This is a genomic window from Streptomyces sp. NPDC052396 (genome assembly GCF_044593195.1).
GTDB lineage: Bacteria > Actinomycetota > Actinomycetes > Streptomycetales > Streptomycetaceae > Streptomyces.
Genome location: NZ_JBIUAW010000005.1, coordinates 377,259 through 391,009, shown reverse-complemented (window position 1 = coordinate 391,009; position 13,751 = coordinate 377,259). Strand labels below are relative to the sequence as shown.

Below are 13,751 nucleotides of genomic sequence, written 5' to 3'. Positions count from 1 at the left end.
CGGTCACGAACGGTCATTTCCGGTCCATGGGACGGGAGTTGGGTGGCGACAGGGTGGGTGGGCGGGTTGGGCAACCCACCCATTCCATAGATAGGCGGCTCGGGGGTGGGGGCTCGGAGCGCGGGCGGTCCGGACCGGCTCAACACACCGCCGCCGCAGCTTTGGGGATCGCTTGCCTGAGAAGCGGCCATGTGTCTACGGTCGATCTCCGGACAGCAAGCCGACCGGAGAGAAGGCGGCATGGGAAACACCGCAGCCAACATGGGTGATCGGTTCGCCCCCGTCCCCCAACCCGCAAGCACCCCCGAAGACCTGCGTGCCGCCCTGGCGCAGTTGGCTCCGGCAGCCCTGCCGATGTTCGACACCGAGCGAGCGGAGGCGGTGCGGGAGGCTCGCGAGACCCTGAATTCGGCCCCGCTGCGCCGCTTCGTGGGGCAATGGGCGGTGTATGTGGCCATCGAGCGCTACCCGAGTCGCGCCGCGCGCTTGCGTGAGCTGGAAGCCCTCGTCGCGGAGAGCGATGACTTCGCCACGATTCGCGAGATGGTGGCGGAGATCGGCCGCATCTACGATGCCGCGTTTATCGAGGCCGGCATCGAGCCGGAGGGTCACACCGTCACATGCACGAAGTCCCGCCAGGTGCGCGGGAAGGGAAGGACGCGAGCATGAGCGCACAGCCAGTCCACTCGCACGACCCCCGAGACCAGGCTCCTGGCAGTCATAACCGGGTGCCTCGCAACGCGGACGGGATCGCCGCCGCCCTCCAGGGCGCACGCCGCATGGAGTTTTACCGGCAGCTCGGCATGGCAGCGCCGGAAGAAGCGGAAGCCGTGCTCAAGCGATGGTGGTGCGAGGCAATGCTCGACAGCGACCCGGCAGGCGACCGCCTTACCCAGGAGGCGCTGAACGGCACCCTGTCCACCACAACGGTGGAGGAAGTCATCGCCCTCCGAAAGGCGCGAGGGCTTCCCGTTGAGTGAAGTTGAGTGAAACCGAGGACACCCCCGACGGCTGGACCTGCCTGCTGTCCGACGAGGTCGCCGAATTGCTGTCGGACGTCGCCCTTCCTGCAGACGTCTTCAGCGCGGTCATCGCGGCGACCGTGGCCATCAACGAGTGCAAGGACGACGTGCCTGGCAGCACGGCGTCCGACCGATGGCCCGCGCAACGGCGCCTGCCACTGGGCGCCGGCGGCGCGCTGGGCATCGCCGAGTACGTCATGGTGGCCGATGCCGAGGAGCCGTACTGCGTGATCACGCGCGTGCAGTTGTACTGACGGACCGGGCGTCCGGCGAGTCCGGAGAGCCGCTAAACCAGCCCCTCCACTCGCCGCAGCACCCGGCCCGCGCCCAGGGCGTGTACCCGGGCGGCCCAGAACGGCTGGTCGGCCAGGACCGGCACGGGCACGGTCGGCCGTCCCGCGCGCAGACCGGCGGCGGTGGTGCCCGCCCCCATGTGGTGCGCCACCGCGGCGCCCCGGGGGAAGAGCCAGTGATGCGGGACATCCCCGATGGTGAGCAAGTCCGCTCCATCGGCGGCCAGTTCGGCCCAGCCGGACTGGACGACGGCCCGGACCCCGGCCCGGCGCACCGCCTCGGCCACCAGGCAACTGAGCGGGGCCTGTCCCAGGCAGCTGAGGATCACATCCGCGCCCTGCCCGGCGGCCCGGACCAGGCCCTCGCCCAGGCCACCCACGAACTCCGCGGTGGCCCGCCGCTTCTCCGCCTCGGAGACCGGTGCGGTGCGCACCCTGATCAACTCCCGTGGATCACCCGGCAGCGGCCGGAACGCGAAGCCGGCGCCGCACACCAGCTCCTCGAGACCTGATGCCGCGCCTCGCGCAACCGTGCGCCCAGACCGGTGTACGGAGCGACATCGCCCCAGAATCCCGCCGTGGCCATCATGATTCGCATAAAGGAAACCCCGTCGCACAATCGCCCGACAGAACACGGGAATTGACCACTCCACAACCACCCCGCACTCACCCCTCGCGACCCTTTGGCCCCCAAAGAAGTGTCTACGCTCCGTATTCACCAACAGGGAGATCAGGTCGCCGCCAAGTGGGCATCGATAACAACGTGAACGATGAATTTCCTCCGCGCGCCCAGGCCGTACCGGCCTTTCCCGCCCTCGGCAGCTATGTCATCGACACCCGCACCGGACGCCTCGGCCAGGTCATGGACACCCACGCCGGTTACGTACAGCTACGGCCACCCAGGGGCGGCATCGAGTGGTACTGCCCGCCCGCCGCCGTCCGTCCGACCGTGCCCGCCGAGGACGGGGAGAGCGGGTGGGGCCGGTGAGCCCACGCAGGGTGTTCCGGTTCGGGACCTGGACGCTCCAGCCCGACCGGGAGCCGGACGCCGAGCCGGTCGTCTACGCCATGCAGTGCGCGGTGTGCGGCGCGGGCTCCGAGCCCGGGGAGGACTTCTCGGCGGCCGAGCGGTGGACGTTCCGGCACGCGGGCCGCAACCCCTCGCACCACACCTACCGGGAGACCATCACCCGGCCCTGGCGGGCCTGGATGACCGAGCAGCACCGGCTCTGAGCCGGTGCTGGCCACCGCCGGGTGTAAGGCCCCACGCCGCGCGGCTGCTTCCAGGTACTCGGATACGCTAAAGGTGCCCGTCATTCCATGGGCACACCCCATCCGAGCAGCGACCAGGGAGCAGCCGCAATGGCTCGACACCTCATCACCAGCGCCCTTCCGTACATCAACGGGATCAAGCACCTGGGCAACATGGTGGGGTCAATGCTGCCGGCGGACGTCTACGCACGCTTCCTGCGCCAGACCGGCCGCGAGACGCTCTACATCTGCGCCACCGACGAGCACGGCACCCCGGCCGAGCTGGCCGCCAAGGAAGCCGGCCTGGCGGTGGACGTCTTCTGCGCCCAGCAGCATGACGCGCAGAAGGCGATCTACCAGGGCTTCAACCTGTCCTTCGACTACTTCGGGCGCAGCTCCTCCGCGGAGAACCGGGAGATCACCCAGCACTTCGCCCGGAAGCTCAAGGAGAACGGCTTCATCGAGGAGCGGGCCATCCGCCAGGTCTACTCGCTGGCCGACGAGCGCTTCCTGCCCGACCGCTACATCGTCGGCACCTGCCCGCACTGCGGCTACGACAAGGCGCGCGGCGACCAGTGCGAGAACTGCACCCGGGTGCTGGACCCCACCGACCTGGTGGACGCCCGCTCCGCGATCAGCGGCAGCAGCGACCTGGAGGTGCGGGAGACCAAGCACCTGTTCCTGCTGCAGTCCAAGCTCCAGGGCGAGGTCGAGGCGTTCATCGACGAGCACGGCAAGGACTGGCCGGTGCTGGCCTCCTCCATCGCCCGCAAGTGGCTGACCGAGGGCCTGCACGACCGTGCCATCACCCGTGACCTGGACTGGGGCGTCCCGGTCCCGGCGGACACCTGGCCGGAACTGGCCGCCGCGGGCAAGGTCTTCTACGTCTGGTTCGACGCGCCGGTGGAGTACATCGGGGCGACCAAGGAATGGGCGGACCAGGACTCCGCCGGCCGCGACTGGAAGTCGTGGTGGTACGAGGCGGAGGACGTCCGCTACACCCAGTTCATGGCCAAGGACAACGTCCCCTTCCACACGGTGATGTTCCCGGCCACCGAGCTGGGCACCCGCGAGCCCTGGAAGAAGGTCGACTACGTCAAGGCCTTCAACTGGCTGACGTACTACGGCGGCAAGTTCTCCACCTCGCAGAAGCGGGGCATCTTCACCGACGCCGCGCTGGAGCTGCTGCCCGCCGACTACTGGCGCTACTTCCTGATGGCCAACGCCCCGGAGTCGGACGACACCTCGTTCACCTGGGAGCTGTTCGCCGCCTCGGTCAACAAGGACCTGGCCGACACCCTGGGCAACTTCGTCAACCGGGTGCTGTCCTTCTCCCGCAAGCGCTTCGGCGACCATGTCCCGGCGGGCCTGGAGGCCGGTGCGGCCGAGGCGGAGCTGGGCGAGGAGGTGGCCCGGCTGCTCCTGGAGTACCAGGAGCACATGGAGGCACTGCAGTTCCGCAAGGCCGCGCAGGCCCTGCGCGCGCTGTGGAGCGCGGGCAACTCCTACCTGGAGACCAAGGCCCCCTGGCTGGAGATCAAGACCAACCCGGACGGCGCGGCGCTGACCCTGCGCACCGCGATGAACCTGATCCACCTCTACGCCATCGTCTCCGAGCCGTTCATCCCGGCCTCGGCGGCGGCGATGCGGGCCGCTTTCCAGCTGCCGGACGACAACGCGACCTGGGTGACCCAGGACGAGGCGCGCTCGCTGTCCTTCGTCCCGGAGGGCACCCCGTTCACCGTGCCGCCGGTGCTCTTCGCCAAGATCACCGAGGAGGACCTGGAGTCCTACCGGGAGCGGTTCGGCTCGGCCGAGGCGTGATGCGGCGCCCCCGACGGGGGCGTTGATCGATCGGCAATCGTTCGTTCAGCACGGTCCGTCAGTCTTTGGACCGTGTTGGACAAGCGAATCACCGTAAGTGTTTATGCCGCCGACGAGGTCGGGCGGGCCCGGCTGATGCGTCAGCTGCGCACCCTGGACGACATCCGCGTGGTGCGCGGGGGCGCGGCCGTGGACATCCTGCTGCTGGGACGGCACGACGGGGAGGCCCTGAGCCGCCATGCCCGCCGGAGCTGGGCCCCGTTGGTGGTCGTGGCCCAGGAGCTGGGCGAGACCGAGCTGATGGCCATCGCCGAGTACGGGGTCCGGTCGGTGCTGCTGGGGGAACGGGTGACGCCGCGCCGGCTGTCCCGTACGGTGCACGCCGCCGCGGGCTGCTGCCCACCGGCGCCGCTGCGCCTGCCGCGCGCCCTGGTCTAACTCCGGTGCTAGTCGATATGCGGCTCCGCCGCGTGGGCGCGACCAGCCACCGACGGCCCCGTCAGGGGCGCGGGGAACTGCGCGACCAGCCACGACGGACCCGCACCCGAAAACGAAGCGGGACGTCCCCCTTGGGGGCGCGGGGAACTGCGCGAACGGCCCACGGCGGCCCGCAGCCGAAACACGACCCGGCCCGGGGCCGGGCATCATGACCAGGCGCGGGCCGTCCTGCGCTGGTCGCGCAGTTCCCCGCACCCCTGGAGGAGCGCATACGAAGGCCCCCGGGTGGGAACCCGGGGGCCATCGGGGCGGAGCCCAGGAGTGATTACACCGTCGGCTTGCGGAGCGACAGGTGCAGCTCCTTCAGTCGCGACTCATCCACCTCACTGGGCGCACCCATCAGCAGATCCTGCGCATTGCCGTTGAGCGGGAACGCGATGGTCTCGCGAATGTTGGGCTCGTCGGCGAGCAGCATCACCATGCGGTCCACGCCCGGCGCGATGCCGCCGTGCGGCGGGGCGCCGAACTTGAACGCCCGCAGCATGCCGCCGAATTCGCGCTCCACGTCCTCGTTGGAGTAGCCGGCGATCTCGAACGCCTTGTACATCACGTCAGGCTCGTGGTTACGGATCGCGCCGGAGGACAGCTCCACGCCGTTGCAGACGATGTCGTACTGCCAGGCCAGGATGTCCAGCGGGTCCATGGTGTTGAGGGCCTCCAGGCCGCCCTGCGGCATGGAGAAGGGGTTGTGGGAGAACTCAATCTGCCCGGTGTCCTCGTTCTTCTCGAACATCGGGAAGTCCACGATCCAGCAGAACCGGAAGACGTTCTCCTCGAAGTGGCCGGCCCGCTTGGCGGCCTCGACGCGGACCGCGCCCATGATCTTGGAGACCTCGTCGAACTCGCCCGCGCCGAAGAACACGGCGTGGCCGGGGACCAGGCCGAGGGCCTCGGTGAGCGCCTTGACGTCCTCCTCGGTGAGGAACTTGGCGATCGGGCCGGCGAGTTCGTTGTTCTCGCCGACGCGGACCCAGGCCAGACCCTTGGCGCCCTGCTCGACCGCGAACTCACCGAGCCCGTCGAAGAACTTGCGGGACTGGCCCGCGGTGTCCGGCACCGCCAGGGCACGGACATGCTTGCCGGCGAAGGCCTTGAAGCCGCTGTCCGCGAACACCGCGGAGACATCGGTCAGTTCGAGCTTGGCGCGCAGATCCGGCTTGTCCGAGCCGTACTTGAGCATGGCCTGGCGGAACGGGATGCGCGGGAACGGCGAGGTGACATGGCGGCCGTTGCCGAACTTCTCGAACAGGTCGGTCATCACCTTCTCGATGACCTGGAAGACGTCCTCCTGCTCGACAAAGGACATCTCCATGTCGAGCTGGTAGAACTCGCCCGGCGAGCGGTCGGCGCGGGCGTCCTCGTCACGGAAGCAGGGCGCGATCTGGAAGTAGCGGTCGAAGCCCGCGATCATCAGCAGCTGCTTGAACTGCTGCGGGGCCTGCGGCAGCGCGTAGAACCGGCCCGCGTGCAGCCGGGAGGGGACCAGGAAGTCGCGCGCGCCCTCGGGGGAGGTGGCGGACAGGATCGGGGTGGCCAGCTCGTTGAAGCCGAGCGCGGTCATCTCCTCGCGGAGGGTCCGGATCACCTCGGTGCGCAGCATGATGTTGCGGTGCATGCGCTCACGGCGCAGGTCGAGGAAGCGGTACTCCAGGCGGCGCTCCTCGTTCACCCCGTCCTCGGCGTTGATGGTGAAGGGGATCTGCTCGGCGGCGCCCAGCACCTCCACCTCGGTGACCTCGATCTCGATCTCACCGGTGGGCAGGTCGGAGTTGACGTTCTCGGTGCCACGGCTGCGCACCAGGCCGTCGACGCGGACCACCGTCTCCTTGGTGAGGTGGCTCAGCGCCTCATTGGCGGCGGTGCCGGGGCGGGCCACCAGCTGGGTGATGCCGTGGTGGTCACGGAGATCGATGAAGAGGATGCCGCCCAGGTCGCGCCTATTGTGCAGCCAGCCACTCAGCCGGACGTCGGTGTCGACGTCCGCCGCACGGAGCTCGCCGCAGGTGTGGGACCGGTAACGATGCATCGTTCATCCAAGTCGTGGTCGAAGGCGTGGATCGAGAGGGCGCTGCACTGGCTCTCCGCACTGGGTTAGCGTGCATACAGCACTGAGCAAGGGTACTGCCACCGCCGCCCTCAGTGGTCTGCGATGGACAGACCTGCATAAAGTGGGGCAATGCGCACCGAGGACGTACTCGCCGCCGTCGCGACCGGGCTCTGGCACTGGGACAACACCTCGGGCACCGTCACCTTCGACGCCGAGGCCGCGCGGCTGCTGGGCCTGCCCGCCGAGCGCTGTGAGCTGACCGAATCCGCCGCCCGGGCGCGCTTCCACGCGGTGGACTGGGTGGAGATCCAGGGCGTGATCAGCCTCGCGGTGGCCGAGGGCACCCTGGCCGAGGCCCGGCTGCGGGTGGTCGACGAGGCGGGGCGGGTGCTGCGCACCGTCCGCAGCCGCACCCGCGAGGTGCAAAAGGACGAGCACACCATCCTGGTCGGCACCATCCAGGAGGTCCCCGAACCCCAGCCGGGCACCGCTCCCGCCCGGGCCGCCATGGTCACCGGCGACTGGCGGCGCAACCGCGAGGCATTCCTGCTGGACGCCGGCCGGGCGCTGGCCGAGGCCCGGTCCACCGCCGAGGTGCTGCGGGTGGCGGCGGGCCTGTCCATGCCGGGCTTCGAGCCCTCGGCGCTGGCGGTGTACGGGGCCGAGGCCGGCCGGATGGCCATGCTCGGCCAGCACGGCTACGGACCCCAGGACCTGGAGGCCTTCCTGGACCTGCCGCTGGACGCCCGGCACCCGGCCGCCGAGGTGATCCGCACCGGGCGCGCCATCTACATCCCCTCCCCCGCCGACTACGAGCGCCGCTTCCCGGCGGTCTGGCAGCTGGTGGCCCGGTTCCACCGCCAGTCCTGGGCCTTTCTGCCGCTGATCCACGCCGGGCAGACCATAGGCGCCTGGATGGCCGGCTTCAGCGTGCCGGTGTCCTTCACCCCCGACGAGCGCTCGGTGCTCACCACGGTGGCCCGGATGCTCGCCCAGGCACTCAGCCGGGCCAGCGACCACGAGGCGGAGAAGGAGCTCTCGGTCGGCCTGCAGCGCTCGATGATGCCCACCGTCCAGCCGGACCTGCCCGGGATGTCGGTGGCCGCGCGCTATGTCCCCACCGGCGGCGGGCTCCAGGTGGGCGGCGACTGGTACGACATGATCCCGCTGCCCAATGGCAAGAGCGCCCTGGTCATCGGGGATGTCCAGGGGCATGACGTACGGGCCGCCGGGCTGATGGGCCAGCTGCGGATCGCGCTGCGCGCCTATGCCTCCGAGGGCCACCACCCGGACGCCGTGCTCTCCCGGGCCTCCCGCTTCCTGGCCGGCATCAACGGCACCGGTGAGGAGGCGGTGGACCCGCGCTTCGCCACCTGTCTCTATATCGAGGTGGACCCGGCCACCGGACTGCTGGTGATCGCCCGGGCCGGGCACCCCGACCCGGCCATCCGGCTGAGCGACGGCACCATGCTGGTCCGCTCCACGGCGGGCGGGCTGCCGCTGGGCATCGACCCGGACACCGACTACCCCACCACCTGGCTGGTGCTGGAGCCCGACGAGACCATGCTGGTCTGCACTGACGGGCTGATCGAGACCGGCGGCCATGACCTGGAGACCGGCTGGAACCGGCTGCGCGAGATCATCGAGGGCCATCCGCTCGCCGAGCACGAGGACGGGCTGGAGAAGCTGGCCGACCTGCTGGTGCAGGCCGTGCACGGCCCGTCCTCGCACTACACCACCGGGCCGCTGGTGGACCGGCGGGAGGACGACATCGCCCTGCTGCTGCTGCACCGCGAGCCGCCGCCCGCCGGGGCGGTGGCCGTCCCGCCGCGCCGCACCGTGATGTCCATCGCCCAGGCGGAGCCCGAGCGCATCGCCCAGGCCCGCCACCAGGTGCGCGAGCTGATGCGCGGCTGGACGGACGCGGAGCAGGTCGACTCGGCGGTGCTGATGGTCTCCGAGATGCTCACCAATGTCCTGGTGCACACCGACGGGGACGCCCTGCTGATGGCGGCGATATCCGGGGAGTCCGGCAACCGCCGGATCCGGGTGGACGTCGCCGACAGCAGTGATGAACTGCCGCACCGCCGCCACCCGGGCGAGATGGCCTCCTCCGGGCGCGGCCTGGTGCTGATGGAGCTGCTCGCCGGGGCCTGGGGCGTGGAGCCACGGGGCGAGGGCAAGAACATCTGGTTCGAGCTCTATGAGTCGGCCTCGCCGGTGGCGACGGACCTGGAGTCGATCACCTGACCCCCGTCCGGCCCAGGCCGCCGACGTCCGGTTCAGGCCGTCGGCGCGGGGACGGTGCCCAGCCGGCCCGCCTTGAAGTCCTCGACGGCCTGGGCGAGTTCGGCGTGGGTGTTCATCACAAAGGGGCCGTAGTGCATCATCGGCTCCCTGATCGGCAGCCCGCCCAGCAGTACCACCTCGAAGTTCTCGGTGCGGGACTCCTGGCTGCGGTCCGCCCGTACGGTCAGGCTGTCGCCCTGCCCGAAGACCACCGTCTGGCCCATCCGGAACGGACGCCCCTCCGCCCCGGCCGAGCCATGGCCGGCCAGGCCGTAGGCCAGCGCGTTGAACTCCGGCCGCCAGGGCAGCACCAGCTCGGCGCCCGGGCTCACCGAGGCGTGGATCATGGTGATGGGCGTATGGGTCGCGCCCGGGCCCCGGTGGCCCGCCACATCGCCGGCGATCAGCCGGACCAGCGCGCCGCCGTCCGGGGAGGCCAGCAGCCGGACGCTGCCGCCGCGGATGTCCTGGTACCTGGGCGTGATCATCTTGTCCCGCGCGGGCAGGTTCACCCACAGCTGGAGACCGTGGAAGAGACCACCGGACCGCACCAGCTCCTCCGGCGGCGCCTCGATGTGCAGCAGGCCGGACCCGGCGGTCATCCACTGGGTGTCGCCGTCGGTGATCACGCCACCGCCGCCGTGCGAGTCCTGGTGCACAAAGGTGCCGTCGATCAGGTACGTGACGGTCTCGAAGCCGCGGTGCGGGTGCCAGGGGGTGCCCTTGGGCTCGCCGGCCGCGTAGTCCACCTCGCCCATCTGATCCATCATGATGAACGGGTCGAGGTGGGTGTAGTCGATCCCGGCGAAGGCCCGGCGCACCGGGAATCCCTCGCCCTCGAAGCCACTGGGCGCCGTCGAGACCGCGAGCACGGGCCGGGTGACGCTCTCTCCGGCGGGCGCCGCGACGCGGGGCAGGTTCAGCGGGTTCTCTACGGTCACTGCGGGCATGACGGCCTCCTTGGTGTTCCGCTTCCAACTTAGTTGAATACTGAACAACCCACAAGGTGGGATCATTCCGCAATGCGCCTGAAAGTCAGACCCGGCCGGGCCGGGCTCGCCGTTCTCCTCGCCACGGTGGTGGTCCTGGCCTTTGTGGGGCTGCTGGTGGCCACCCATGGCGCGGCCACCGACGAGCCGCTCGCCCAGGGCGACGCCTCCGGGCACTACCGGGAGCCGGCCGGGCGGGGCAGGGAGACGGACCAGGCCATGCGGTCGGCGGTCCGGCCGCCCGCCACACCATCGGCACGCCCCTCGGTGCCGCAGGCCGCGGACCGGGAGGACCGGGCGGGACGCACCGACCCGCTGCCCGCCTCCAAGCCGCTGGCCGCCCGGGGAGTGGCTCCCTCGCCCGCGATCGGGCCGCTGTTCTACACCGGCCAGGGGGACCCGGGCCATGGCTGCACCGCGAGCGTGGTGCACAGCCCCACCGCCGATCTGCTGGTCACCGCCGCGCACTGCGTTCACCAGAACGGCTTCCACACGGACATCGCGTTTGTTCCCGGCTACCACGATGGGGTGGCGCCCTACGGGGTCTGGGTGCCGACCTCCATCGACATCGACCCGGAGTGGATCAGCGACCGGGACGAGGACCACGATGTGGCCTTCCTGCATGTGCGCCAGGTCGGGTCCGCGACCCCGATCGAGCGGGTGACCGGGGCCGAACGGATCGCCTTCCGTCCCCCGACGCCCCGGCCGGCGCGGGTGCTGGGTTATCCCAGCGACAGCGAGACCCCGCTGGGCTGCCAGAACGCGACCCGGATGTACAGCGCGACCCAACTGCGCTTCGACTGCGAGGGGTTGCCCAGCGGGACCAGCGGCAGCCCGGTGCTGACCGATGTGGACCAGACCACCGGCCTGGGCACGGTCAACGGTGTCCTCGGCGGCAAGGACGAGGGCGGTGACGACGAGACCTCGTACAGCTCGTACTTCGGGGACGGGGTACGGGCGTTGTACGAGCGGGCCACCAAGTAGCGCCGGGTGCGGCGCCGATCGTTACCCGTACATCCGCCGCATCGCGAAGTCCACCATCTGCTCAACCGCCTTGGCGTCGAACACCATCCGGTGATCGCCCTCCATGTCGAGCACAAACCCATAGCCCGTCGGCAGCAGGTCGATCACCTCCGCCCCGGTGATCACAAAGTACTTGGACTCCTTGCCCGCGTAGCGGCGCAGCTCCTTCAGCGAGGTGAACATCGGGATCACCGGCTGCTGAGTGTTGTGCAGGGCGAGAAAGCCTGGATTGTCCCCCCGCGGGCAGTACACCTTCGAATTGGCGAAGATCATCTGGAAGTCTTCCGGGGACATCTGCCCGGTCGTGAACGCCCGCACCGCATCCGCGAGCGACGGCGGCGACGGCTCGGGGTAAAGCGGCTGGTCCGGGTAGCCGCCGGGCTGCTGCGGAGGCACATAGCCCTGCTGTCCCACGTTCTGGTCGTAGCCGTACATGGGCAGAAGCGTAACGAGTCACAGTTGCCCGAACAGGGGTTGCGCCTTATTACCGACCGGTAGCATCATGCAGCTTACTGACCGGTACGCACAGAGGCAGTCCTGCCCGTCACCCCTTACGGAGCCGTCGTCATGGGCCACTACAAGTCGAATCTCCGCGACATCGAGTTCAACCTCTTCGAGGTGCTCGGTCGCGACCAGCAGTACGGCACCGGCCCGTTCGCGGAGATGGACGTCGAGACCGCCAAGAGCGTGCTGTCCGAGATCACCCGCCTCGCGGAGAACGAGCTGGCCGCCTCGTACGCGGACGCCGACCGCAACCCGCCGGTCTTCGACCCGGAGACCAACACCGCCCCGGTCCCCGAGACCTTCAAGAAGAGCTACCAGGCGTACATGGACGCCGAGTGGTGGCGCCTGGGCATCCCGGAGGAGATCGGCGGCACCGTGGTGCCCCGCACCCTGATCTGGGCGTACGCCGAGGCGATCCTGGGCTCCAACCCGGCGGTGTGGATGTACTCCTCGGGCCCGGCGTTCGCCGGCATCCTCTTCGAGGAGGGCAACGAGCAGCAGAAGCACATCGCCAAGGTCGCGGTGGAGAAGCAGTGGGGCTCCACCATGGTCCTCACCGAGCCGGACGCCGGCTCGGACGTGGGCGCCGGCCGCACCAAGGCCATCCAGCAGGAGGACGGCTCCTGGCACATCGAGGGCGTCAAGCGCTTCATCACCTCCGGTGAGCACGACATGGCGGAGAACATCCTCCACTACGTCCTCGCCCGCCCCGAGGGCCACGGCCCGGGCACCAAGGGCCTCTCCCTCTTCCTCGTCCCCAAGTACGAGTTCGACTTCGAGACCGGTGAACTGGGCGCGCGCAACGGCGTCTACGCCACCAACGTCGAGCACAAGATGGGCCTGAAGGCGTCCAACACCTGTGAGATGACCTTCGGCGACAAGCACCCCGCCAAGGGCTGGCTGATCGGCGACAAGCACGACGGCATCCGGCAGATGTTCCGGATCATCGAGTTCGCCCGGATGATGGTCGGCACGAAGGCCATCGCCACCCTCTCCACCGGCTACCTCAACGCCCTTGAGTACGCCAAGGAGCGCGTCCAGGGCCCGGACCTGGCGAGCTTCACCGACAAGACCGCCCCCAAGGTCACCATCACCCACCACCCGGATGTGCGCCGCTCGCTGATGACGCAGAAGGCGTACGCGGAGGGCATGCGCGCCCTGGTGCTCTACACCGCCACCGTCCAGGACGAGATCCTGGCCAAGGAGGCGGCCGGCGAGGACGCCAAGCCGCTGCACGGCCTCAACGACCTGCTGCTGCCGATCGTCAAGGGCTATGGCTCGGAGAAGTCCTACGAGCAGCTGGCCCAGTCGCTCCAGACCTTCGGCGGCTCCGGCTACCTCCAGGAGTACCCGGTCGAGCAGTACATCCGGGACGCCAAGATCGACACCCTCTACGAGGGCACCACCGCCATCCAGGGCCAGGACTTCTTCTTCCGGAAGATCGTCCGTGACCAGGGCCAGGCGCTCACCACCCTCTCCGAGGAGATCAAGAAGTTCCTGGCCGAGGCCCCCGGCGGCGAGGAACTGGCCGCCGCCCGCGAGCAGTTGGCCAAGGCCGCGGTGGACCTGGAGGGCATCGTCGGCGCCATGCTGACCGACCTCGCCGCCACCGAGCAGGACGTCAAGAACATCTACAAGGTGGGCCTGAACACCACCCGCCTGCTGATGGCCTCCGGTGATGTGGTCGTCGCCTACCTGCTGCTCAAGGGCGCCGCGGTGGCCGCCGAGAAGCTGGCCGGCGCCTCGGCCAAGGACAAGTCCTTCTACACCGGCAAGATCGCGGCGGCGAAGTTCTTCGCCCGCGAGATCCTGCCGCGCCTGGCGTCCGAGCGCGCGCTCGCCGAGTCGGTCGACCAGTCGCTGATGGAGCTGGACGAGGCCGCGTTCTAGGCAGTCCCGCGCCCCGGAGGGGCGCCGGGAACTGCCCGACCAGCCACGGACGGCCCTCGGTCGCGTATCCGCCTTACCGCGGAGCGCTTCCGTGCCGTCCGTACCAGCCGTGGGCCCGCTC

At 69.7% G+C, this 13,751-nt stretch carries 13 protein-coding genes and 1 pseudogene; 10 read left to right on the top strand and 4 right to left on the bottom strand.

Features of this window, described 5'->3' with window-relative positions:
• Positions 1–240: 240 nt before the first annotated feature.
• From ACIHFE_RS15755 to ACIHFE_RS15745, 3 genes are read left to right on the top strand one after another with little or no spacing between them, the layout of a single operon-like run.
• Complete coding sequence (locus ACIHFE_RS15755; protein WP_400106736.1) at positions 241–669, top strand: DUF6247 family protein; 429 nt, start codon at positions 241–243, stop codon at positions 667–669.
• Positions 666–980, top strand: a complete 315-nt coding sequence (locus ACIHFE_RS15750) for a hypothetical protein (protein WP_400106734.1) — start codon at positions 666–668, stop codon at positions 978–980. The genes ACIHFE_RS15755 and ACIHFE_RS15750 overlap by 4 nt, the downstream gene beginning before the upstream one ends.
• Positions 981–982: 2 nt before the next feature.
• On the top strand, positions 983–1,276 hold the full coding sequence (locus ACIHFE_RS15745) for a hypothetical protein (protein WP_400106732.1): 294 nt from the start codon (positions 983–985) through the stop codon (positions 1,274–1,276).
• Between the two features lie 68 nt (positions 1,277–1,344).
• On the opposite strand, the pseudogene ACIHFE_RS15740 reads toward ACIHFE_RS15745, so the two are convergent.
• Positions 1,345–1,596 (bottom strand): annotated as a pseudogene (locus ACIHFE_RS15740) (glycosyltransferase); the annotation flags it as partial.
• Between the two features lie 482 nt (positions 1,597–2,078).
• Here ACIHFE_RS15740 and ACIHFE_RS15735 point away from each other — a divergent pair.
• The 4 genes from ACIHFE_RS15735 to ACIHFE_RS15720 all read left to right on the top strand — a co-directional run bounded on the left by ACIHFE_RS15735 (position 2,079) and on the right by ACIHFE_RS15720 (position 4,828).
• On the top strand, positions 2,079–2,303 hold the full coding sequence (locus ACIHFE_RS15735) for a hypothetical protein (RefSeq protein ID WP_400106731.1): 225 nt from the start codon (positions 2,079–2,081) through the stop codon (positions 2,301–2,303).
• A complete protein-coding gene (locus ACIHFE_RS15730; RefSeq protein WP_400106729.1) occupies positions 2,300–2,548 on the top strand; it encodes a hypothetical protein in 249 nt (82 codons plus the stop codon). Before ACIHFE_RS15735 ends, ACIHFE_RS15730 begins: the two co-directional genes overlap by 4 nt.
• Before the next feature lie 129 nt (positions 2,549–2,677).
• Entirely contained in the window at positions 2,678–4,390 is a 1,713-nt protein-coding gene (gene metG / locus ACIHFE_RS15725) for a methionine--tRNA ligase (protein ID WP_400106727.1), read from the top strand.
• Positions 4,391–4,462: 72 nt separating this feature from the next.
• Complete coding sequence (locus tag ACIHFE_RS15720) at positions 4,463–4,828, top strand: DNA-binding response regulator (RefSeq protein ID WP_400106725.1); 366 nt, start codon at positions 4,463–4,465, stop codon at positions 4,826–4,828.
• Between the two features lie 325 nt (positions 4,829–5,153).
• On the opposite strand, the gene aspS is transcribed toward ACIHFE_RS15720, so the two are convergent.
• Positions 5,154–6,914: an aspartate--tRNA ligase gene (gene aspS / locus ACIHFE_RS15715; protein WP_400106724.1), complete on the bottom strand. Its 1,761-nt coding sequence runs from the start codon at positions 6,912–6,914 to the stop codon at positions 5,154–5,156.
• Positions 6,915–7,064: 150 nt separating this feature from the next.
• Here aspS and ACIHFE_RS15710 point away from each other — a divergent pair, with 150 nt between their 5' ends.
• Entirely contained in the window at positions 7,065–9,185 is a 2,121-nt protein-coding gene (locus ACIHFE_RS15710) for a SpoIIE family protein phosphatase (RefSeq protein WP_400106721.1), read from the top strand.
• A gap of 32 nt (positions 9,186–9,217) precedes the next feature.
• Here ACIHFE_RS15710 and ACIHFE_RS15705 read toward each other — a convergent pair whose 3' ends face one another.
• Entirely contained in the window at positions 9,218–10,174 is a 957-nt protein-coding gene (locus ACIHFE_RS15705; RefSeq protein ID WP_400106720.1) for a pirin family protein, read from the bottom strand.
• 72 nt (positions 10,175–10,246) lie between these two features.
• On the opposite strand from ACIHFE_RS15705, the gene ACIHFE_RS15700 reads away from it, so the two are divergent.
• Positions 10,247–11,197, top strand: coding sequence for a trypsin-like serine peptidase (locus ACIHFE_RS15700; RefSeq protein WP_400106718.1), 951 nt, complete (start codon positions 10,247–10,249; stop codon positions 11,195–11,197).
• 21 nt (positions 11,198–11,218) lie between these two features.
• Here the strand turns inward: ACIHFE_RS15700 and ACIHFE_RS15695 are convergent, their stop codons facing one another.
• Positions 11,219–11,671, bottom strand: a complete 453-nt coding sequence (locus tag ACIHFE_RS15695) for an SseB family protein (RefSeq protein ID WP_400106716.1) — start codon at positions 11,669–11,671, stop codon at positions 11,219–11,221.
• Between the two features lie 132 nt (positions 11,672–11,803).
• On the opposite strand from ACIHFE_RS15695, the gene ACIHFE_RS15690 reads away from it, so the two are divergent.
• Entirely contained in the window at positions 11,804–13,630 is a 1,827-nt protein-coding gene (locus ACIHFE_RS15690) for an acyl-CoA dehydrogenase (RefSeq protein ID WP_400106714.1), read from the top strand.
• Positions 13,631–13,751 lie beyond the last annotated feature (121 nt).